The sequence below is a fragment of the Pseudomonas sp. TE3899 genome, assembly GCF_056279105.1.
Genome location: NZ_JBWBQR010000001.1, coordinates 3,915,460 through 3,936,931, shown reverse-complemented (window position 1 = coordinate 3,936,931; position 21,472 = coordinate 3,915,460). Strand labels below are relative to the sequence as shown.

Here is a 21,472-nt window from a genome sequence, read left to right as displayed (position 1 = left end):
CGTCGTACTGACTAGATGCGGCCATTTTCGTGAACATGCCTGAACGAGACCCTGCCATGAGTGAAGAGATTCTGATCAACATCACGCCGATGGAATCGCGCGTGGCGGTGGTCGAAAACGGTGTTCTGCAAGAGGTTCATGTCGAACGCACGCAAAAGCGCGGGATCGTCGGCAACATCTATAAAGGCAAGGTCGTGCGGGTGCTGCCGGGCATGCAGGCGGCGTTCGTCGACATCGGCCTGGACCGCGCCGCATTTATTCATGCCTCGGAAATCTCCCTGCGCGAAGGCCCGGCGGTCGAAAGCATCAGCAGCCTGGTGCACGAAGGCCAGAGCCTGGTAGTGCAAGTCACCAAGGACCCGATCGGCTCCAAAGGCGCGCGCCTGACCACCCAACTGTCGATCCCGTCGCGTTATCTGGTGTACATGCCGCGCACGGCCCACGTCGGCATTTCCCTGAAGATCGAAGACGAAGCCGAGCGCGAACGCCTCAAGCAAGTGGTCACCGATTGCGTGGCCAAGGAAGGCATCAAGGAAGCTGGCGGTTTCATCCTGCGCACCGCCGCCGAAGGGGCCGGGGCCGATGAAATCCTCATGGACATCCGCTACCTGCGCCGGCTGTGGGACCAGATCAACGCCCAGATCAAAACCATCGGCGCGCCAAGTGTGATCTACGAAGACCTCGGCCTGGCTCTGCGCACCTTGCGTGACCTGGTGAGCCCGAAGATCGAGAAGATCCGCATCGACTCCCGGGAAACCTTCCAGAAAACCACGCTATTTGTCGCCGAACTGATGCCGGAAATCGCGGATCGCCTTGAGCACTACCCCGGCGAGCGGCCGATTTTTGACCTGTACGGCGTCGAAGACGAAATCCAGAAAGCCCTGGAGCGCAAAGTGCCGCTCAAGTCCGGCGGTTATCTGGTGGTGGACCCGGCAGAAGCCATGAGCACCATCGACGTCAACACCGGGGCGTTCGTCGGTCATCGCAATCTCGAAGAAACGATCTTCAAGACCAACCTCGAAGCCGCCACCGCCATCGCCCGCCAACTGCGCCTGCGTAACCTCGGTGGGATCATCATCATCGACTTCATCGACATGGAAGATGAAGAGCACCAGCGCCAGGTGCTGCGCACCCTTGAGAAGCAGTTGGAACGCGATCACGCCAAGACCAACATCATCGGCATCACCGAGTTGGGCCTGGTGCAGATGACCCGCAAACGCACCCGCGAAAGTCTCGAACAGGTGCTGTGCGAACCGTGCAGCAGTTGCCAGGGCCGCGGCAAGTTGAAGACACCGGAAACGGTCTGCTACGAAATTTTCCGCGAAATCCTCCGCGAAGCCCGCGCCTATCAGGCCGAAGGCTATCGTGTATTGGCGAATCAGAAAGTGGTGGACCGTTTGCTCGATGAAGAGTCGGGCAACGTCGCCGAGCTGGAAGGGTTTATCGGCCGCACCATTCGGTTCCAGGTCGAAACCATGTATTCCCAGGAACAATACGACGTGGTGCTGCTCTGAATCTCCAGGTTTCACCGCGACTAGAACGGCTGGCCTCAGCTTTTTGCAGTATTTTTGCCATGGGAGCCACCTGACATGGACCGTCTGACACGCATTTTGGCTGCACTGACCCGCTGGGGGCTGGGCCTGTGTGCGTTGGTTCTGGTGCTGATGGCGTTGTACGTCAGTCTCGGCCGAGAGCTGGCGCCGCTGGTGGCCGAATACCGCGCCGACATCGAGACCAAAGGCACTGAAGCGCTGGGCATGCCGCTGCAAATCGGCAAGCTGGAAGGCAGGTGGAGCGGTTTTGCGCCGATCCTGCTGGCGCACGACGTGACGGTCGGCGCGGGCACCAATGCCCTGCGCCTGGACAACGTGCGGGCCGTGCCGGATCTGTGGGCCAGCCTGTTGGCGCGCGAAGTGCGCATTGCCCACCTGGAACTCAATGGCCTGAAGATCAGCCTCAAGGAAGGTGAGGACGGCCAGTGGGCGCTGGAAGGTTTGCCGGTGCAGCAAGACCAGCCCATGGACCCGGCGCAACTGCTCAATCGCATGCAGATGGTCCAACAGCTGTCGGTGCTCGACAGCCAGATCACTTTGCAGCCGCTGGACCATGAGCCGCTGACCTTGACTTACGTCGGCCTGAATCTGCAAACCGGCGCTTCCCGTCAGCGACTCGACGCGCGCCTGACCCTGCCTGATGGCCAGCCTGTGGCCATGAGCCTGCGCACCCGTGTGCGCGCCAGTGCATGGAAGGACGGTGCAGCCGAGGCTTACCTGAGCCTGCCGCAAAGCGACTGGTCGAAATGGTTGCCCGCAGGCCTGACCCGGCAGTGGAATTTCTCCGAGATCAAGGCCGGCGGCGAGCTGTGGCTGACCTGGGGCGAGGGCGCGGTGCAAAGCGCGGCGATTCGTCTCAACGCCCCGCAACTCAAGGGCGCCTACGCCGAGCGCAAGCCAATCCAGATCAACAATTTTGCCCTCAACGGCTACTTCCAGCGCAGTGACGAAGGCGCCCTGGTGACCCTTGATTCCTTGTCGATGAACTTTGGCGACACGCGCTGGGAAACCCATCTGCAACTCAAGCAAAGCGTCGCCACGGACAAGACCGCGGAGCTCTGGCACCTGCAAGCCGACCGTCTCGACCTGACCCCGCTGACGCCGCTGCTCAATGCGCTGGGGCCGTTGCCGGAAGGCGTGGCCACCGCCGTCGAGAAGCTCAAGGTTACCGGCGCCCTGCGTAACGTGTTGATGGATTTTCGGCCCAACGCCACCGACGACAGCAAATTCGGTTTCGCCGCCAACCTGGAGCGCGTCGGCTTCGACGCCTATCACGGCGCTCCGGCGGCGCGAAATGTCAGCGGCAGCATCAGCGGCGACCTCGGTCACGGCGAGCTGCGCATGGACAGTAAGGACTTTTCCCTGCACCTGGACCCGATTTTCGCCAAGCCATGGCAATACATCCAGGCCAATGCCCGGCTGACCTGGAAACTCGATAAAGACGGCTTCACCCTGATCGCGCCGTACCTGAAAGTATTGGGCGAAGAGGGCAAGATTGCCGGCGACTTCCTGATCCGCCTGCATTTCGATCGCACCCAGGAAGACTACATGGACCTGCGGGTCGGCCTGGTGGACGGCGACGGCAAATACACCGCCAAGTACCTGCCCACCGTGCTCAGCCCGGCACTGGACGAATGGCTGCGCACGGCGATCCTCAAGGGCGCGGTGGACCAGGGGTTCTTCCAGTACCAGGGCTCGCTCAATCATGGCGCCGAAGACACGGCGCGCAGCATCAGCCTGTTCTTCAAGGTGCATGACGCCGAACTGGCGTTCCAGCCAGGTTGGCCGCACGTGAGCAAGGTCAGTGGCGATGTCTTCATCGAAGACAGCGGTGTGCGGATCCTGGCCAGCAAGGGGCAATTGCTCGACACCCAGGTCAGCGACATCTACGTCAACATCCCCCACGTGCCGGCCGGGCAAAACGTCCACCTGTTCCTCGACGGCGGGTTTGCCGGCGGCTTGGGCGATGGCCTGAAGATTCTGCAGCAAGCGCCGATCGGCACCGCTGACACTTTTGCCGGTTGGGAAGGCGAAGGCGACCTGCAGGGCAAGCTCAAACTGGACATTCCGTTGGCCAAGGGCGAGCTGCCGAAAATCCTGGTCGACTTCAAGACTGCCAAGGCGAGGCTGAAACTGGCCGAACCGACGTTGGAACTGACGCAGCTCAAAGGCGATTTCCGTTTCGACAGCACCAAGGGCTTGAGCGGGCAGAACATCACTGCGCGGGCTTTCGACAAACCGGTGAGCGCGCAGATTTTTGCCGATGGCAGCCCGGGCAAGCTCAATACCCGGGTCACGGCGTCCGGTCAGGTCGAGGTGAAGAAACTCACCGACTGGCTGAACGTGACCCAGCCGTTGCCTGTGTCCGGCGTCGTCCCGTATCAGTTGCAACTGAACCTCAATGGCGCCGACAGCCAATTGGTCGTCAGCTCGAATCTCAAAGGGGTTGCCATCGATCTGCCCGCGCCGTTCGGCATGGCCGCCGATGTGGGGCGTGACACGGTGTTCCGCATGTCCCTGCAAGGGCCGGAGCGGCGTTACGGCGTCACGTATGGCGACCTGGCGAACTTCACGTTCGCGTCACCCCCCGGCAATTTTGCCGACGGTCGCGGAGAATTGTTCCTCGGTAACGGCACCGCCGTCTTGCCGAACGCCAAGGGCCTGCGTATCAGCGGTGTGCTGTCGGAGCTGGATGTCGGCCCGTGGAAAGAGCTGGCGGACAAGTACGCCGGCCAGGACCCGGGTGGCAGCGCCAAGCAGTTGCTCAGCGGCGCGGATTTCAAGGTCGGCAAGCTCAGTGGCATAGGGCCAACCCTCGATCAGGTGTCGGTGCAGTTGAACCGCAAACCGTCGGCTTGGGCGTTGCAGCTCGACAGTCAGCAGGCCAAGGGCAGCGCGACGATCCCCGACGCGAAAGCCGCGCCGATTGCGATCAATCTGCAATACGTACGGTTGCCGGCGCCGGATCCGACCGTGCTGGCCGACGAAAACTCGCCGGACCCGCTGGTCTCGGTGGACCCGACCAAGATCCCGGCGCTGGATATCACCATCAATCAGCTGTTCCAGGGCAATGACCTGGTCGGCGCCTGGTCACTGAAAATCCGCCCGACCGCCAAGGGCATCGCCCTCAATACCCTGGACATGGGTCTCAAGGGCATCCTGTTGCAGGGCAGCGGTGGCTGGGAAGGCACGCCGGGCGCGACCAACAGTTGGTACAAGGGCCGGATCAGCGGCAAGAACCTGGCCGATGTGCTCAAGGGCTGGGGCTTTGCGCCGAGCGTGACCAGTGAAGAGTTTCATATGGATGTCGACGGTCGCTGGCCCGGTTCGCCGGCGTGGCTGGCCACCAAACGCTTCTCCGGCAGCCTCGATGCGTCGCTGAATAAAGGTCAGTTTGTCGAAGTCGAAGGCAGCGCCCAGGCGTTGCGAGTGTTCGGCCTGCTCAATTTCAACTCCATCGGCCGCCGTCTGCGCCTGGACTTCTCCGACCTGTTCGGCAAAGGCCTGAGCTACGACCGGGTCAAGGGCCTGCTGGTGGCAAGCAACGGCGTGTACGTGACCCGCGAGCCGATCCTGTTGACCGGTCCGTCGAGCAACCTGGAACTCAATGGCACCCTGGATCTGGTCGGCGATCAGGTCGATGCCAAGTTGCTGGTGACCTTGCCCCTGACCAACAACCTGCCGATTGCCGCGCTGATTGTCGGCGCGCCGGCCATTGGCGGTGCGTTGTTCCTGATCGACAAACTGATTGGCGACCGCGTGGCGCGTTTTGCCAGCGTGAAGTACAGCGTCAAGGGGCCGTGGAAAGAGCCGAAGATCACCCTGGACAAGCCGTTTTGAAAAAACACGCTCTGGGTTGATGGAGTAGCATGGCGCTAATCCTTGTAGGAGCGAGCGGTGCGGCGATCCGACTTGCCCGCGAAGGCGTGTTTCCTGACACCCTGCGGTGTATCGGTTCGCGGGCAAGCCTCGCCTACGGGTCATGTGTTGTTTTGAATAAGGAATGGCCATGTCTGTAGCGGTGATTCAAATGGTCAGCCAGAGCGATGTGCTGGCTAATCTGGCCCAGGCCCGGCGCCTGCTTGAACAAGCGGCAAACGCCGGCGCACGGCTCGCGGTGCTGCCGGAAAACTTCGCGGCCATGGGCCGTCGCGACATCGCCGACATCGGCCGCGCCGAAGCCATGGGCGAAGGCCCGATCCTGCCGTGGTTGAAACAGACCGCCCGCGCCCTCAAGTTATGGATAGTCGCCGGCACCTTGCCATTGCCGCCGGTGGATCAGCCGACGGCGAAAGTGCATGCCTGCTCGCTGCTGGTGGATGACCAGGGCGAAACCGTCGCGCGGTACGACAAGTTGCACCTGTTCGACGTCGATGTGGCGGACAATCGCGGGCGTTACCGTGAATCCGATGACTATGCTTATGGCAGTGGCGTCGTGGTGGCGGACACACCCGTCGGTCGAGTCGGCCTGAGCGTGTGTTACGACCTGCGTTTCCCGGAGCTGTACAGCGAATTGCGCGCTGCCGGTGCGGAGTTGATCACCGCACCCTCGGCCTTTACCGCCGTGACCGGCGCGGCCCACTGGGATGTGCTGATCCGTGCACGGGCCATCGAAACCCAGTGTTATGTGCTCGCGGCCGCTCAAGGTGGCACCCATCCGGGGCCGCGAGAGACTTACGGACATGCCGCCATCGTCGACCCGTGGGGCCGCGTTCTGGCGCAACAGGATCAAGGCGAGGCCGTGCTGCTGGCCGAACGCGACAGCAGCGAACAGGCGTCCATCCGGGCGCGGATGCCGGTGTCCAGTCACCGGCGCTTTTTCTCGCAGGGCGCCCAGCGACCTGCCTCAGAACGATGAATTTAAGGCGTAAAGCATATGAGCGAGTTGTTGTCCTCAGTCAGTGACCACCTGTTAGCGCCCGGCGGCGTGACGATCGAGAGCCTGCAAAGTGTGCTCGGCGATCTGGCCGGCCCGGGCATCGATGCTGCCGATCTGTATTTCCAGGGCCAGATTTCCGAGTCCTGGGCGCTGGAAGACGGGATCGTCAAGGAAGGCAGCTTCAACCTCGACCAGGGTGTCGGCGTGCGTGCGCAATCCGGTGAGAAGACCGGTTTTGCCTACAGCAATGCCATCACCCTCGAAGCCCTCGGCGCAGCGGCCCGTGCTGCCCGTTCGATCTCCCGCGCCGGGCAGAACGGCACGGTGCAAGCGTTCACCACCCAGGATGTCGCCCAGTTGTACGGGCCGGACAACCCGTTGGAAGTGCTGACCCGCGCCGAGAAAGTCGACCTGCTCAAGCGCATCGATGTCGCGACTCGCGCCCTCGACCCGCGTATCCAGCAAGTCACCGTGAGCATGGCCGGGGTTTGGGAGCGCATTCTTGTCGCGTCCACCGACGGCAGCCTGGCGGCGGATGTGCGGCCGTTGGTGCGCTTCAACGTCAGCGTGATCGTCGAGCAGAACGGGCGCCGCGAACGCGGTGGCCATGGCGGCGGCGGTCGCACTGATTACCGTTATTTCCTCAGCGACGACCGCGCCATGGGTTATGCCCGTGAAGCCTTGCGTCAGGCGCTGGTGAACCTGGAAGCGATTCCGGCACCGGCCGGCACGTTGCCGGTGGTGCTGGGTTCGGGCTGGTCCGGCGTACTGCTGCACGAAGCGGTCGGCCATGGTCTGGAAGGCGACTTCAACCGTAAAGGCAGTTCTGCTTACAGCGGGCGCATGGGCGAGATGGTTGCGTCCAAGCTGTGCACCATCGTCGATGACGGCACGTTGGCCGGGCGTCGTGGTTCGTTGAGCGTCGATGACGAAGGCACCCCGACCGAGTGCACCACGCTGATCGAAAACGGTGTGCTCAAGGGCTATATGCAGGACAAGCTCAACGCACGGCTGATGGGCGTTGCCCGTACCGGTAACGGTCGTCGCGAATCCTACGCGCACCTGCCGATGCCACGGATGACCAACACCTACATGCTGGCGGGTGAAAGCGACCCGGAAGAAATCATCAAATCGGTCAAGCGCGGTATCTATTGCGCCAACCTCGGCGGCGGCCAGGTGGACATCACCAGCGGCAAATTCGTGTTCTCCACCAGCGAGGCGTATCTGATCGAAGACGGCAAGATCACGGCCCCGGTCAAAGGCGCGACGTTGATCGGCAACGGCCCGGAAGCCATGAGCAAAGTGTCGATGGTCGGTAACGACCTGGCGCTGGACAGTGGTGTGGGGACGTGCGGGAAGGATGGGCAGTCGGTGCCGGTGGGTGTCGGCCAGCCAACGCTGAAAATCGATGCGATCACTGTGGGTGGCACAGGATCCTGATGGATGGAGCTTCGGGTGAACCGCTTGGCGGTTCACCCGATTCGGGACTTAACGCAGACCGCGTTGAGTCTCGTCCAGCTCACGGATGTACTTGAAGACTTTACGGCTCGATGCCGGTGGCTTGTTGGTCGCCAGTTCGTGCTGGGCCTGACGGATCAGGGAGCGCAACTGTTGACGATCAGCCTCCGGGTAGTCGAGCACGAACTTCTCCAGGACTGCATCGTCGCCCGTGATCAAGCGATCGCGCCAGCGTTCCAGGCCGTGGAAACGTTCGTTGTACTGCCGGGTGGAGGCATCGAGTTGATCGAGCAGCTTGAAAATGGCGTCAGTGTCCTGATCGCGCATCAATTTGCCGATGAACATCAGGTGCCGTTTACGCGCGATATTCGCGGTGTGCTTGGGCGCATCGGCCAGGGCCCGGCGCATGGCGTCGGTCAACGGCAGTTTTGCCAGCAAGTCAGGCTTGAGCGTTGTAAGGCGTTCGCCGAGGTCAACCAGAGCATGCAGCTCGCGTTTAACCTGGGATTTGCTTTTTTCTCCCGTATCGAGGGAGTCGTCGTAAGAATCAACCATGGTGGCCGTCCGCAAAGAAACGCCGCCATGATAACCAGTCGGGGGCCGCTTGTCCGGCCCGGTCGCTCGAAGGCCTTACCGAAAGCAGAATTTGAGTGGAGAACAGCATGAGTGCAGTTGAAAGCGTCGGCCCACAAGCGTTGCCGGCACTGCAAGAGCAAGTCGAGCAGATCATCGCTGAAGCCAAGCGCCAGGGTGCCAGTGCCTGTGAAGTGGCGGTGTCGCTGGAGCAGGGACTGTCCACGTCGGTGCGTCAGCGGGAAGTCGAAACCGTCGAATTCAATCGTGATCAGGGCTTTGGCATCACCTTGTACGTCGGCCAGCGCAAAGGCTCGGCCAGCACCTCGGCCAGCGGCCCGGAAGCGATCCGCGAAACCGTCGCCGCCGCGCTGGCCATTGCCAAGCACACCTCGGAAGACGAAGCCTCGGGCCTGGCGGATGCCGCGCTGATGGCCAAGGATCTGCAGGATTTCGACCTGTTCCACGAGTGGGACATCACCCCCGAGCAAGCCATCGAAATGGCCCTGAGCTGTGAAGCGGCGGCGTTTGCCACCGACAGCCGGATCAAGAATGCCGATGGCACCACCCTTAGCACGCACCAGGGCTGCCGCGTCTACGGCAACAGCCACGGCTTTATTGGCGGCTACGCGTCGACCCGGCACAGCTTGAGCTGCGTGATGATCGCCGAGGCCGACGGCCAGATGCAGCGCGATTACTGGTACGACGTGAACCGTCAGGGCAGCTTGCTGGCCGACCCGGTGAGCATCGGCCAGCGCGCCGCGCAACGGGCTGCGAGCCGCTTGGGCGCACGTCCGGTGCCGACCTGTGAAGTGCCAGTGCTGTTTTCGGCGGAACTGGCCGGTGGTTTGTTCGGCAGCTTTCTGTCGGCGGTGTCCGGCGGCAGCCTGTACCGCAAATCGTCGTTCCTCGAAGGCACCCTGGGGCAGAAGCTGTTCCCGGAATGGCTGACCCTCGACGAGCGTCCACACCTGATGCGGGCCATGGGCAGTTCGGCGTTCGATGGCGATGGTTTGGCGACCTATGCCAAACCGTTCGTCGAAAATGGCGTCCTGGTGTCGTACATCCTCGGCACGTATTCCGGTCGCAAACTGGGCATGCCGAGCACCGCCAACGCGGGCGGCGTGCACAACCTGTTCGTCACCCATGGCGACGAAGACCAGGCCGCGCTGTTGCGTCGCATGGGCCGTGGCTTGCTGGTTACCGAGCTGATGGGCCATGGCCTGAACATGGTCACCGGCGATTATTCCCGTGGTGCGGCGGGTTTCTGGGTCGAGAACGGCGAAATCCAGTTCGCGGTCCAGGAAGTGACCATCGCCGGCAACATGCGCGACATGTTCAAACAGATTGTCGCGGTGGGTAATGACCTGGAACTGCGCAGCAACATTCGCACCGGTTCGGTGTTGATTGAGCGGATGACGGTGGCGGGTAGCTGATAAAGATAGAAGCGCCTAACAATACGATTAGTTGTTAGGCGCGAATCAGCGTTGTGTAGATTTGTTATTTAAAGGGTGCGGGTAGTATTGGGCAAGTAGTCACTATTACTTGATTCATTCTTTTATGTCGGCAAGGAATGTCCTGTTTCTTTCGATGATGCCCAAGGCCTGCAGCGTGTCGTTAATGGCGTCGAGAAAGCCTGTATCTGCAGGGGTTGCCTTTGAATTCAGGGCTCTGCGCAGGGAAAGATAGAATCCAATCTTCGCGTGGGCAATTTCATCACTGACGCTTTTTTTGTCGATAATTCGTTGGGCAAGCAAGTTCAGCTCGGTTTCGATAAATACATTAAGTTCGATGTTTGTCATGTTTTCTCAAGATCCTTCATGGGAAAAATATGGGTGTTCGCCTGAGATAATAGATTCGTTTTTTTTAGAGAGTGCATATGAATGTGTTGCAGCGTTTATATAAGTTGATATTTTCCTGCGTTGTTTTGAAGTCTTGCGACGACTTTTCCCTGCTTGTCGTACTTTTTCCGAAGCTCTTGGGTGTCGGTACTTAAGCGGCCGACCTTCGACCGCGTCGTGCGCGGGGGATGATTCAAGCTTGTTTTGGTTCTCATTATCATCTAATAATAAATCTCATTACCGAATGAGCCCGGATTATGAGTTCTGCCTTGCACGAGCAGCCTTACCTCGAAAGCTGGCGTTGGATGAGTCGCCAGATTCGTTGCGCGATGGATCCCGATGAGCCGCGCCTGATCGAACATTACCTGGCCGAAGGCCGGTATCTGGCCTGTTGCACGGCCACCTCGCCCTGGACCATCGCCGAAACCTCTTTCCGTTTATTGCTCGACACCGCCGCCGATGTCGCGCTGCCGTGGCACTGGCGAACCTTCTGTCTCGACCAGGCCTGGCGCCCATTGCGCGAACTGGAACGCCTCTCCCTGTGCAAATGCCGCCTCAAGCGCTGGCAGAGCTACACCTGGCAACTGGCGACCTGCGAGTTGCAGCCTTCGATTCCCCTCTTAGAACTGGTGCAAGGATTTCCTGATGAGTAATACGCGTATCGAACGCGACAGCATGGGCGAGCTTCAAGTCCCGGAAGCCGCCCTCTACGGCGCACAAACCCAGCGTGCAGTGGATAACTTCCCGATCAGTGGCCAACCGATGCCGGTGCAGTTCATCCGCGCGTTGATCCTGGCCAAAGCTGCCGCCGCCCGGGCCAACGTCGAGCTCAAGCAGATCAGCGAATCCCAGGGCAAAGCCATCGTCGATGCGGCCCAAGGCCTGCTCGAAGGCGATTTCATGCAGCACTTCCCGGTGGATATTTTCCAGACCGGTTCCGGCACCAGCTCCAACATGAACGCCAATGAAGTGATTGCCACCCTGGCCAGCCGTTTGCTGGGCGAACCGGTGAATCCTAATGATCACGTCAACTGCGGCCAGAGCAGCAACGACATCATCCCGACCACCATTCACGTCAGCGCCGCATTGGCGTTGCACGAGCAATTGCTGCCGGCGCTGCTGCACCTGGTGCAAGTGATCGAGCACAAGGCCGAGCAGGTTCATCACCACGTCAAAACCGGGCGCACGCACCTGATGGACGCCATGCCGGTGCGCATGAGCCAGGTGCTCAACGGTTGGGCGCAACAGCTCAAGGCCAATATCGGCCACCTGCAAGACCTGCTGCCGAGCCTGCAATCCCTGGCCCAGGGCGGCACGGCGGTGGGCACGGGGATCAATGCCCATCCGCAGTTCGCGGCGCTGTTCAGTCAGCAATTGAGCAAATTGACCCAAGTGCAATTCCAGCCTGGCAAGGACCTGTTTGCGCTGATTGGCTCCCAGGACACCGCGGTCGCAGTCTCCGGGCAGCTCAAGGCCACCGCCGTGTCGCTGATGAAAATTGCCAACGACCTGCGCTGGATGAACTCCGGCCCGCTCGCTGGCCTCGGTGAAATCGAACTCGAAGCCTTGCAGCCGGGCTCGTCGATCATGCCGGGCAAGGTCAACCCGGTGATCCCGGAAGCCACGGCGATGGTCGCCGCTCAAGTGATCGGCAACGACTCTGTGATCACCATCGCCGGCCAGTCGGGCAATTTCGAATTGAACGTGATGCTGCCGATCATCGCCCAGAACCTGCTGAGCAGCATCGAGTTGCTGGCCAATTCCAGCCGTTTGTTGGGCGACAAGGCCATCGCCAGCTTCAAGGTCAACGAGGCCCGGCTCAAGGAAGCGCTGTCGCGCAACCCGATCCTGGTCACTGCACTCAACCCGATCATCGGTTACCAAAAAGCCGCGGAGATCGCCAAGAAGGCGTATCAGCAGGGCCGTCCGGTAATTGATGTCGCCTTGGAACACACCGACCTGACGCGCAGCCAACTGGAAGAGTTGCTCAATCCAGAAAAGCTCACCGCTGGCGGCGTGTAACTCACGCTACTGCTTTGGAGGCACACCATGGAGCACTGGAAACGCACGATCGAAAGGGCTAATCGCCATTTCATGCTGGGCGAGTTCGTCGATGCCCGCGAGGCTTACTTGCAGGCTCTGGCGCTGGCCCAGGTGTTGTTCGAGCGCTGGGCGGATGCCGACGAAGCGGTGGCCGCTTGCGTGATTTCCCACCACAACCTGGCGGACTTGCATTTGCGTCTGAACCAACCGGAGGAGAGCGCCGAGTACCTGTGCGCGATCCATCAGCGCTTATTGCAGACCATGCAGGACTCGCGACTGGCCCCGGCCCTGCGCGAAGCCGCGTTGCGCCAGAGCAGCAAGACCTACGTCGAACTACTGAATTTCATCAGCGAACACGGCGAATACCCACGCACCCATCGTTTGCTGCACATGGAGGCGGTGTCGCCGCGGCATCAGTCTGTCCCTCTTCACCATGGAGTCCATTGAAATGGCTTTTACCTTGCCTGCCTTGCCGTACGCCTACGATGCCCTGGAACCGCATATCGATGCGCAGACCATGGAAATCCACTACACCAAACACCACCAGACCTACATCAACAACCTCAATGCGGCCGTTGAAGGCACCGAGTTTGCCGAGTGGTCGGTGGAAAAACTGGTGGCCGGCGTCCAGCAACTCCCGGAAAAACTGCGCGCTGCGGTGATCAACCAGGGCGGTGGCCACGCCAACCATTCGCTGTTCTGGGAAGTCATGGCGCCCAATGCCGGCGGCAAACCGGACGGTGCGCTGGCCACGGCCATCGATGAGCAGTTGGGCGGCCTCGACAGCTTCAAGGAAGCTTTCACCAAAGCCGCGCTGACTCGCTTCGGCAGTGGTTGGGCGTGGTTGAGTGTCACGCCGCAAAAGACCCTGGTCGTGGAAAGCAGCGGCAACCAGGACAGCCCGTTGATGAACGGCAACACGCCGATCCTCGGCCTCGACGTCTGGGAACACGCCTATTACCTGCGTTATCAGAATCGTCGTCCGGAATACATCAGCGCGTTCTACAACGTGATCAATTGGCCCGAAGTCGCGGCGCGCTATCAGGCCGCGCTGGTTTAAGTCCTCTATAAAAACAATCCAAGGCTGACTATGGGCACTGAAACACTGGCGATCGGCGGCGGACGAATGTTCCGTTACGCGTTAGGATCGCTGTTGCTGCTGGCGGGTATGACGTTGTTGGTTGCCCAGGGATTGGCGTGGCTGGACCTTGAGCCGAGGTTGCTGCGTGCCCTGCAAGGTGGGGCAATTTGCGCCTTAGGCACGGCGCTCGGAGCGGTGCCGGTGCTGGTGATTCGGCGCATGCCCCAGGCGCTCAGCGATACCTTGCTGGGTTTCGGTGCCGGGGTGATGCTCGCGGCGACCGCGTTTTCGCTGATTGTCCCGGGCATCTCTGCGGCCGAAAGCCTGGGGCTGACGCCTTGGGTGGCCAGCGGCCTGATCAGTTTCGGCATCATGCTCGGCGCATTCGGATTGTTTCTGGTGGATCGCAAGGTCTCCGGGGCCAGTCCGGAAATGCTCGTTGGCACCTTGGAACGCCCGGTGATTGCGCCGCGAATCTGGCTGTTCGTGTTCGCCATCATTGCCCACAACATTCCGGAAGGCATGGCGGTCGGGGTTTCGGCCGGTGGCGGCATGCCTGACGCCGACAGCCTGGCCATGGGCATCGCCTTGCAGGATGTGCCCGAGGGGCTGGTGATTGCATTGGTGTTGGCCGGGGCAGGGATGTCGCGGGTCAAGGCGTTCCTGATCGGTGCGGCATCAGGCTTGGTTGAACCGGTTTTCGCATTGTTGTGCGCGTGGCTGGTGAGCCTGGCGGAATTGCTGTTGCCGTTGGGACTGGCGCTGGCGGCTGGGGCGATGCTGCTGGTGGTGACCCATGAGGTGATTCCGGAGTCGCGGCGCAATGGTCACGACAAACTGGCTAGCCTGGGGTTGTTGCTGGGGTTTTGCTTGATGATGGTGATGGATACGGCGTTGGCGTAAAAAAGATCGCAGCCTTCGGCAGCTCCTACAGGATCGGCGTAGAAGCTGCCGAAGGCTGCGATCTTTTGATGTTCAACCACCTTCGCCGAAGTAGTCGTTGATCAGGGCCACCAATGCCTGCAAGGCTTCGTCGGCCTGTTCACCTTCGGTACTCAGGTGAATGATGGTGCCCTTGCCGGCAGCGAGCATCATCATGGCCATGATGCTTTTACCGTCGACCATGGACTCGGGATTGCGTCCGACCCGGATCGTGCAATCCTTGAACTCACCGGCAACACCAACGAATTTCGCAGAAGCGCGGGCATGCAGGCCCAGCTTGTTGATGATTTCAATTTCCAGAGCAGGCATCGCGTAGTGAATCCTTTAGCTGAGGTCGCGGTGGCGAACCTGGACATTCTTCAGGGATTGTTGCAGGGCCTGGCCCAGACGTTCGGTCAGGTAGACGGAGCGGTGATGACCGCCGGTACAGCCAATGGCAATGGTGACGTAGGCGCGGTTGCTGGCGGCGAAACGGGGTAGCCACTTGAACAGATAGTTGTAGATGTCCTGGAACATCTCCTCGACGTCCGGCTGTGCCGCCAGATAGTCGGCCACCGGTTGATCGAGCCCGGACTGCGCTCGCAGTTCCGGCTTCCAATAAGGATTGGGCAGGCAGCGCACGTCGAACACCACGTCGGCGTCCACTGGCATGCCACGCTTGAACCCGAAAGACTCCACCAGGAACGCAGTGCCGGGTTCCGGCTGGTTCAGCAGGCGCAACTTGATGGTGTCGCGCAACTGGTACAGGTTCAGGTTGGTGGTATTGATCTTGAGGTCGGCGAGGTCCGCAATCGGCCCGAGCAGTTGGGACTCGTCGTTGATCGCCTCGGCCAGTGAACGGTTGGCGTTGCTCAGCGGGTGCCGGCGGCGGGTTTCCGAGAAACGCTTGAGCAGGGTTTCTTCATCGGCATCCAGATACAACACATCGCACTGGATATGCCGGCTGCGCACTTCTTCGAGCAGTTCGGGAAAGCGCGACAGATGGCTGGGCAGGTTGCGGGCGTCGATGGACACGGCGACCAGTGGTTGTGCCAGTTCGGTATGAATCAGGGCGCGTTCGGCCAGTTCCGGCAGCAGGCCGGCGGGCAGGTTGTCGATGCAGTAGTAGCCGTTGTCCTCAAGGACATTGAGCGCCGTACTTTTACCTGAGCCGGAGCGGCCACTGACGATGATCAAGCGCATGATTAGTGACCGTTTTGCTCGCTCAGGACGACCTGATACAAGGCTTCGTTGCTCGGGGCACTGCGCAGTTTCTCGCGGACTTCCTTGCGGTCAAGCATGCTGGCGATCTGGCGCAGCAACTCCAGGTGCGCATCAGTGGCGGCTTCCGGGACCAGCAGTACAAACAGCAGGTCCACCGGGGCGCCGTCGATGGCGTCGAAATCGATAGGTGCGTCAAGGTGCATCAGGGCGCTGATGGGCGAGGTACAGCCCTTCAGGCGACAGTGGGGGATAGCGATGCCGTTGCCAAAACCGGTGGAACCGAGTTTTTCACGGGCAATCAGAGCCTCGAAGACATCTTGCATCTCCAGATCCGGCACTTCCCGGGCGATCAGGTTGGCAATTTGCTCGAGGGCTTTCTTTTTACTGCCGCCCGGCACGTTCACGAGGGAACGGCCGGGGGTCAGGATGTTTTCAAGTCGGATCATGGGTTGGGGATGTTAACGACCGGTCGCGCCCTGGAGGAGGCTCTGGGTCTTTTCCTTATGCTTTTTGAGTTGTTTATCCAGCTTGTCGGTCAATGCGTCGATCGCCGCGTACATATCGGTATGTTCCGCGTTGGCGACTACTTCATTGCCGGGAATATGCAGGGTGGCTTCGATTTTCTGCTTCAGCTTCTCGACCGTCATCGTGACCTGCACGTTGGTGATCTTGTCGAAATGCCGCTCTAATCGTTCGAGCTTTTCGCCGATGTAGGCGCGCAGGGGTTCGGTCACTTCCAGTTGGTGTCCACTGATGTTGACTTGCATACAGCTTCTCCTTCGTTGCCAGTGCATAAAGCGGCAGATCAGATGATCTACCACTGGAACGCTGTGCTGTGGCTTACATCAACCGCTTGCGTTCGCTCGAAGGCGCGATTCCCAGGGATTCGCGGTACTTGGCGACGGTGCGGCGAGCCACCTGAATGCCTTGTGCCTCCAGTAAACCAGCGATCTTGCTGTCACTCAACGGCTTTTTCTGATTTTCCGCGGCAACCAGTTTTTTGATGATCGCGCGGATCGCTGTGGACGAGCATTCACCGCCTTCGGAGGTGCTGACATGGCTGGAGAAAAAGTATTTCAGCTCATATATGCCCCGTGGGGTATGCATGAACTTTTGGGTGGTCACCCGTGAAATCGTCGACTCGTGCATGCCCACCGCTTCGGCGATGTCATGCAGGACCAGCGGTTTCATGGCTTCGTCGCCGTACTCCAGGAAGCCGCGCTGGTGCTCGACGATCTGGGTGGCCACTTTCATCAGGGTTTCGTTGCGGCTTTGCAGGCTCTTGATGAACCAGCGGGCTTCCTGCAACTGGTTGCGCATGAAGGTGTTGTCGGCGCTGGTGTCGGCGCGGCGTACGAAACCGGCGTACTGAGCGTTGACACCGCAGCCGTGGCACCGATTCCTGGTTCAGCTCCACCAGCCAGCGCTCGTTGTCCTTGCGCACGATCACGTCGGGCACGACGTATTCGGCTTCGCTGGACTCGATCTGCGATCCTGGGCGCGGGTTCAGGCTCTGGACCAGTTCGATCACCTGGCGCAGTTCATCTTCCTTGAGCTTCATGCGGCGCATCAACTGGCTGTAGTCGCGGCTGCCGAGCAGGTCGATGTAATCGCTGACCAGGCGCTTGGCCTCGGCCAGCCAAGGGGTCTTGGCGGACAGCTGGCGCAATTGCAGCAGCAGGCATTCGCCCAGGTTGCGCGCGCCGATGCCAGCCGGTTCGAATTGCTGGATGCGGTGCAGGACGGCTTCGATTTCGTCCAGTTCGATGTCCAGTTCCGGATCGAAGGCTTCGAGGATTTCCTCGAGGGTTTCGTCCAGGTAACCCTGATTGTTGATGCAATCGATCAGGGTCACGGCAATCAGGCGATCGGTGTCGGACATCGGCGCCAGGTTCAGTTGCCAGAGCAGGTGGCTTTGCAGGCTTTCGCCGACCGATGTGCGAGTGGTGAAATCCCATTCGTCGTCATCGTTGCTGGGCAGGCTGCTGGCGCTGGTCTGGTAGACGTCTTCCCACGCGGTGTCGACGGGCAGTTCGTTGGGAATGCGCTCGTTCCAGTCACCTTCCTCGAGGTTGTCCACCGTCGGGGCGGTTTCCTGGTAGGAGGGTTCTGAAACATCGGCGTTGGGTTGCTGTTCGGCTTTGTCGGCCAAGGGATCGGCGTTATCGAAGTCGTCGCCTTCTTCCTGGCGTTCGAGCATCGGATTGGACTCCAGGGCCTCCTGGATTTCCTGTTGCAGGTCCAGGGTCGACAATTGGAGCAGGCGGATGGCCTGTTGCAGCTGAGGTGTCATCGTCAGCTGCTGGCCCATTCTCAAGACTAGCGATGGTTTCATGGCAGGGGCTTAACACCTTATTCGCCGGCGCGCATGCGCCATCCACTACAGGGCGCCGGAGCGCCAAACTTAAGCAAATTATATGCCCGAAACTGCATCGTTTGCCTAGAGCGCTGTAACAATAAAAACTTATTGATTTTTTATCGAGACAAGCGCTCGGACAACCAGCCAGACACCTCAGTGCTTAAAGGCGGAACTCATGACCCAGATACACTTCCTTGACCAGTTCGTTGGCCAGGATGGTGGCGGAGTCACCTTCGGCGATCAGTTGGCCATCGTTGACGATGTAGGCGGTTTCGCAGATATCCAGGGTTTCACGGACGTTGTGGTCGGTGATCAGCACGCCAATGCCCTTGGCCTTGAGGTGATGGATGATCTGTTTGATGTCGCCCACCGAAATCGGGTCCACGCCGGCGAAAGGTTCGTCGAGCAGGATGAATTTCGGGTTGGTGGCCAAAGCCCGGGCAATTTCCACCCGGCGGCGTTCACCACCGGACAGGCTCATGCCGAGGTTGTCACGGATGTGGCTGATGTGGAATTCCTGCAGCAGGCTTTCCAGCTCCTTGCGACGACCCGCCTTGTCGAGTTCCTTGCGGGTCTCGAGGATGGCCATGATGTTGTCGGCTACCGACAGCTTGCGGAAGATCGACGCTTCTTGCGGAAGATAGCCGATACCGGCCTTCGCACGACCGTGCATCGGCTGGTGGCTGACGTCCAGGTCGTCGATCAGTACGCGACCCTGATCGGCCTGCACCAGGCCGACGATCATGTAGAAGCACGTGGTCTTGCCGGCGCCGTTCGGGCCCAGCAGGCCGACGATCTGACCGCTGTCGATGGACAGGCTGACGTCACGCACGACCTGGCGGCTCTTGTAGCTCTTGGCCAGATGCTGAGCTTTCAGAGTTGCCATTACTTGGCCTTTTTCTCGTCGGTTTTCGGCTTCGGCTGGATCACCATGTCGATGCGCGGACGCGCCTCGGTGACCTTGCTACCCGTGGCACGGCCGGCGCTCGCCAGTTTCTTGACCGTGTCGTAGACGATTTTCTCGCCCTGGGTGGTGTTGTTGTCCTTGTCGACGACTTTGGCCTTATCGATCAGTACAACGCGGTTTTGCGCGGCATGGTACTGGATGGTCACGCCCCAGCCCTGAACAGGCTTGGTGTCACCAGCGGTCTGCAGTTGCTCGAAGTAAGCAAGATTGCCCACCGAGGTCACCACATCGATGTCGCCGGTCGGGGTGCGGGTGATGGTCACGGTGTTGCCTGTGACCTTCATCGAACCCTGGGTAATGATCACGTCACCTTTATAGGTGGCAACGCCATTCTTGTCGTCCAGTTGGGCATCGTCGGCCTGAATACGGATAGGCTGCTCTTGATCGTTCGGCAGAGCCCAGGCGCTCACGCTTCCCAGTGCTGCGCCCAGACTGAGCAAAATAGGGAGGGTTTTAACGAGCCTCATACTGTCCTCTTACGTTCGATAGCAGATGTATTCTGCTTTCTTTCAAATACGCTTTCATTCCGTTGCCAGTCGACACACCACCAGCGCCGTCGATTCTAACGGGTTGATCGGTCTGCGCATATTGCTGCTGCGGGAACACGGTCATCCGGGTGCTGGTAACGATCAAATTACGGTTCTTTTCATCGGTGCGTGCAATACGCACCGAATCGATCAGTTCTACCTGGGTGCCGTCCGCGTTCACTTCACCGCGCAAACTGGTGACGTGCCATGGAAAATCGGTGCCGCGGTACATGTTCAGGTCCGGATTGGTCAGCAACGACACGTCGGTCGCCTTGAGGTGCTCGACCTTGTCGGACGTCAAGTCGTACTGCAGGCCACCGTCGGGCAGGTACTGCACGCTGTGGGCGTTAATAGCGTAATAGTCGATTGCACTTTCATCGACCGCGACGACCGGCTTGTCGAGGAAGCGTTCCGGGCTGATGTTCCAGTAGCCGACCGCCGCAAATATCGCAGCGATGCAACCGAACAGCATAAATCTGCGAAACTTTTTGCTCAAAATAAACATAAATGGCTCACAGGTACGCGGCGTTGGCCGCATCGAGGCGGCCCTGGGCGCGCAGGATCAATTCGCAGAATTCGCGGGCGGCACCTTCGCCGCCACGGGCCAGGGTGATGCCGTGGGCGTGTTCGCGCACGAAGCTGGCGGCATTGGCCACCGCCATGCCCAGGCCGACACGGCGAATCACCGGCAGGTCTGGCAGGTCGTCACCGAGGTAGGCAACCTGTTCATAGCTTAGATTGAGTTGGGCAAGCAGCTCGTCGAGCACCACCAGTTTGTCTTCGCGACCCTGATACAGATGGGGAATGCCGAGATTTTTCGCTCGACGTTCGACCACCGGGGTCTTGCGGCCGCTGATGATAGCGGTCTGTACGCCGGCTGCCATCAACATCTTGATGCCTTGGCCATCGAGGGTGCTGAAAGTCTTGAATTCGCTGCCGTCTTCGAGGAAGTACAGGCGTCCGTCGGTGAGGACGCCGTCGACGTCAAAGACCGCCAGTTTGATGTTCTTGCCGCGTTGCAGCAGATCGTCGCTCATCACATTACTCCGGCACGCAGCAGGTCGGACAGGTTGAAGGCGCCCACCGGGCGGTCTTCCTTGTCGACGACTACCAGTGCGTTGATTCGATGGTCTTCCATGATTTTCAGGGCTTCGGCTGCCAGCATATCGGCCCGTGCGGTCTTGCCATGAAGGGTCATGACCTCATCAATGGTCGTGTGGTGGATGTCGATGGTCCGGTCGAGGGTGCGGCGCAAGTCGCCGTCAGTGAAGATCCCGGCCAGTTTGCCATTGGGTTCCACGATCGCGGTCATGCCCAGGCCTTTGCGGGTCATTTCCATCAGCGCGTCCTTGAGCAGCGTGCCGCGTTGCACCTGGGGCAATTCTGCGCCGGCGTGCATGACGGTTTCCACTTTCAGCAGCAGGCGGCGGCCAAGTGCGCCACCTGGATGGGAAAAGGCGAAGTCTTCCGCGGTAAAGCCGCGCGCTTCCAGCAGCGCCACGGCCAGGGCGTCGCCCATGACCAGGGCGGCGGTGGTGGAGGAGGTCGGCGCCAGGTTCAGCGGGCAGGCTTCATGCTCCACATGAACGTTGAGATTGATCTCGGCGGCCTTGGCCAGCGGCGAATCCGGGTTGCCGGTCATGCTGATCAACTGGATGCCCTGGCGCTTGATCAGCGGCAGCAGGGTGACGATTTCATTGGTGGAGCCGGAGTTCGACAGCGCCAGGATGATGTCGTCGCGGGTGATCATGCCCATGTCGCCGTGGCTGGCTTCAGCCGGGTGCACGAAGAACGCCGTGGTGCCGGTGCTGGCCAGGGTGGCGGCAATCTTGTTGCCGATGTGCCCGGATTTGCCCATGCCCAGCACGACCACACGGCCTTTGCTGGCCAGAATCATCTCGCAAGCGCGTACGAAATCCGCGTCGATATGGGGCAACAAGCCTTGTACGGCTTCCACTTCGAGACGGATGGTGCGTTGTGCCGATTGAATCAGGTCGCTGGATTGGCTCATGTCAGAATCGTATAGCCCGATGAAAAGGCGGCGAT

Annotated in this window: 21 protein-coding genes and 1 pseudogene; 10 read left to right on the top strand and 12 right to left on the bottom strand. The window is 60.3% G+C overall.

What is annotated here, in order from left to right; translation table 11 throughout:
• Window positions 1-56 precede the first annotated feature (56 nt).
• From rng to tldD, 4 genes are all read left to right on the top strand, one after another.
• On the top strand, window positions 57-1,514 hold the full coding sequence (gene rng / locus ACZ89E_RS18095) for a ribonuclease G (protein WP_149657594.1): 1,458 nt from the start codon (window positions 57-59) through the stop codon (window positions 1,512-1,514).
• A gap of 75 nt (window positions 1,515-1,589) precedes the next feature.
• Window positions 1,590-5,393: a YhdP family protein gene (locus ACZ89E_RS18090; protein ID WP_476256171.1), complete on the top strand. Its 3,804-nt coding sequence runs from the start codon at window positions 1,590-1,592 to the stop codon at window positions 5,391-5,393.
• A 169-nt stretch (window positions 5,394-5,562) separates the two neighbouring features.
• Complete coding sequence (locus ACZ89E_RS18085; RefSeq protein ID WP_476256170.1) at window positions 5,563-6,411, top strand: carbon-nitrogen hydrolase family protein; 849 nt, start codon at window positions 5,563-5,565, stop codon at window positions 6,409-6,411.
• 18 nt (window positions 6,412-6,429) lie between these two features.
• The gene (gene tldD, locus ACZ89E_RS18080) at window positions 6,430-7,872 is read left to right on the top strand and encodes a metalloprotease TldD (protein ID WP_123405271.1); all 1,443 of its coding nucleotides are present in this window, start codon (window positions 6,430-6,432) and stop codon (window positions 7,870-7,872) included.
• A 48-nt stretch (window positions 7,873-7,920) separates the two neighbouring features.
• Here tldD and yjgA read toward each other — a convergent pair whose 3' ends face one another.
• The gene (gene yjgA / locus ACZ89E_RS18075; protein WP_149657591.1) at window positions 7,921-8,445 is read right to left on the bottom strand and encodes a ribosome biogenesis factor YjgA; all 525 of its coding nucleotides are present in this window, start codon (window positions 8,443-8,445) and stop codon (window positions 7,921-7,923) included.
• Between the two features lie 107 nt (window positions 8,446-8,552).
• Between yjgA and pmbA the strand changes: the two genes are divergently transcribed.
• Window positions 8,553-9,899 carry a metalloprotease PmbA gene (gene pmbA / locus ACZ89E_RS18070; protein WP_476256169.1) on the top strand — a complete coding sequence of 449 codons (1,347 nt, stop codon included), beginning with the start codon at window positions 8,553-8,555 and terminating at the stop codon, window positions 9,897-9,899.
• 114 nt (window positions 9,900-10,013) lie between these two features.
• On the opposite strand, the gene ACZ89E_RS18065 is transcribed toward pmbA, so the two are convergent.
• Entirely contained in the window at window positions 10,014-10,265 is a 252-nt protein-coding gene (locus ACZ89E_RS18065; RefSeq protein ID WP_476256168.1) for a hypothetical protein, read from the bottom strand.
• A gap of 296 nt (window positions 10,266-10,561) precedes the next feature.
• On the opposite strand from ACZ89E_RS18065, the gene ACZ89E_RS18060 reads away from it, so the two are divergent.
• Genes ACZ89E_RS18060 through ACZ89E_RS18040 form a run of 5 tightly spaced genes read left to right on the top strand, consistent with a single transcriptional unit; the run spans window position 10,562 to window position 14,331 of the window.
• A complete protein-coding gene (locus ACZ89E_RS18060; RefSeq protein WP_463259407.1) occupies window positions 10,562-10,957 on the top strand; it encodes a FagA protein in 396 nt (131 codons plus the stop codon).
• Window positions 10,950-12,326, top strand: coding sequence for a class II fumarate hydratase (locus ACZ89E_RS18055; protein WP_476256167.1), 1,377 nt, complete (start codon window positions 10,950-10,952; stop codon window positions 12,324-12,326). The genes ACZ89E_RS18060 and ACZ89E_RS18055 overlap by 8 nt, the downstream gene beginning before the upstream one ends.
• 27 nt (window positions 12,327-12,353) lie before the next feature.
• Window positions 12,354-12,794: a hypothetical protein gene (locus tag ACZ89E_RS18050; RefSeq protein ID WP_463259409.1), complete on the top strand. Its 441-nt coding sequence runs from the start codon at window positions 12,354-12,356 to the stop codon at window positions 12,792-12,794.
• Window position 12,795: 1 nt separating this feature from the next.
• On the top strand, window positions 12,796-13,407 hold the full coding sequence (locus ACZ89E_RS18045; protein WP_463259410.1) for a superoxide dismutase: 612 nt from the start codon (window positions 12,796-12,798) through the stop codon (window positions 13,405-13,407).
• Between the two features lie 30 nt (window positions 13,408-13,437).
• Complete coding sequence (locus ACZ89E_RS18040) at window positions 13,438-14,331, top strand: ZIP family metal transporter (RefSeq protein ID WP_476256166.1); 894 nt, start codon at window positions 13,438-13,440, stop codon at window positions 14,329-14,331.
• A 72-nt stretch (window positions 14,332-14,403) separates the two neighbouring features.
• Here the strand turns inward: ACZ89E_RS18040 and ACZ89E_RS18035 are convergent, their stop codons facing one another.
• The 10 genes and pseudogenes from ACZ89E_RS18035 to ACZ89E_RS17990 all read right to left on the bottom strand — a co-directional run bounded on the left by ACZ89E_RS18035 (window position 14,404) and on the right by ACZ89E_RS17990 (window position 21,437).
• On the bottom strand, window positions 14,404-14,679 hold the full coding sequence (locus ACZ89E_RS18035) for an HPr family phosphocarrier protein (protein ID WP_149657584.1): 276 nt from the start codon (window positions 14,677-14,679) through the stop codon (window positions 14,404-14,406).
• A gap of 15 nt (window positions 14,680-14,694) precedes the next feature.
• Window positions 14,695-15,552, bottom strand: coding sequence for an RNase adapter RapZ (gene rapZ / locus ACZ89E_RS18030; protein WP_149657583.1), 858 nt, complete (start codon window positions 15,550-15,552; stop codon window positions 14,695-14,697).
• A 2-nt stretch (window positions 15,553-15,554) separates the two neighbouring features.
• Window positions 15,555-16,019: a PTS IIA-like nitrogen regulatory protein PtsN gene (gene ptsN, locus ACZ89E_RS18025; RefSeq protein WP_149657582.1), complete on the bottom strand. Its 465-nt coding sequence runs from the start codon at window positions 16,017-16,019 to the stop codon at window positions 15,555-15,557.
• Between the two features lie 12 nt (window positions 16,020-16,031).
• On the bottom strand, window positions 16,032-16,340 hold the full coding sequence (gene hpf, locus ACZ89E_RS18020) for a ribosome hibernation-promoting factor, HPF/YfiA family (protein ID WP_149657581.1): 309 nt from the start codon (window positions 16,338-16,340) through the stop codon (window positions 16,032-16,034).
• A 73-nt stretch (window positions 16,341-16,413) separates the two neighbouring features.
• Window positions 16,414-17,908, bottom strand: a pseudogene (locus ACZ89E_RS18015) (RNA polymerase factor sigma-54).
• Window positions 17,909-18,092: 184 nt separating this feature from the next.
• Entirely contained in the window at window positions 18,093-18,818 is a 726-nt protein-coding gene (lptB, locus tag ACZ89E_RS18010) for an LPS export ABC transporter ATP-binding protein (protein ID WP_054049904.1), read from the bottom strand.
• Window positions 18,818-19,366 (bottom strand): lipopolysaccharide transport periplasmic protein LptA, encoded by a 549-nt coding sequence (gene lptA / locus ACZ89E_RS18005; RefSeq protein ID WP_149657579.1) that lies wholly within the window; start codon window positions 19,364-19,366, stop codon window positions 18,818-18,820. The genes lptB and lptA overlap by 1 nt, the downstream gene beginning before the upstream one ends.
• Window positions 19,353-19,925 (bottom strand): LPS export ABC transporter periplasmic protein LptC, encoded by a 573-nt coding sequence (gene lptC / locus ACZ89E_RS18000; RefSeq protein WP_149657742.1) that lies wholly within the window; start codon window positions 19,923-19,925, stop codon window positions 19,353-19,355. The genes lptA and lptC overlap by 14 nt, the downstream gene beginning before the upstream one ends.
• A gap of 13 nt (window positions 19,926-19,938) precedes the next feature.
• Entirely contained in the window at window positions 19,939-20,463 is a 525-nt protein-coding gene (locus tag ACZ89E_RS17995; RefSeq protein ID WP_149657578.1) for a KdsC family phosphatase, read from the bottom strand.
• On the bottom strand, window positions 20,463-21,437 hold the full coding sequence (locus ACZ89E_RS17990; protein WP_149657577.1) for a KpsF/GutQ family sugar-phosphate isomerase: 975 nt from the start codon (window positions 21,435-21,437) through the stop codon (window positions 20,463-20,465). The genes ACZ89E_RS17995 and ACZ89E_RS17990 overlap by 1 nt, the downstream gene beginning before the upstream one ends.
• Window positions 21,438-21,472 lie beyond the last annotated feature (35 nt).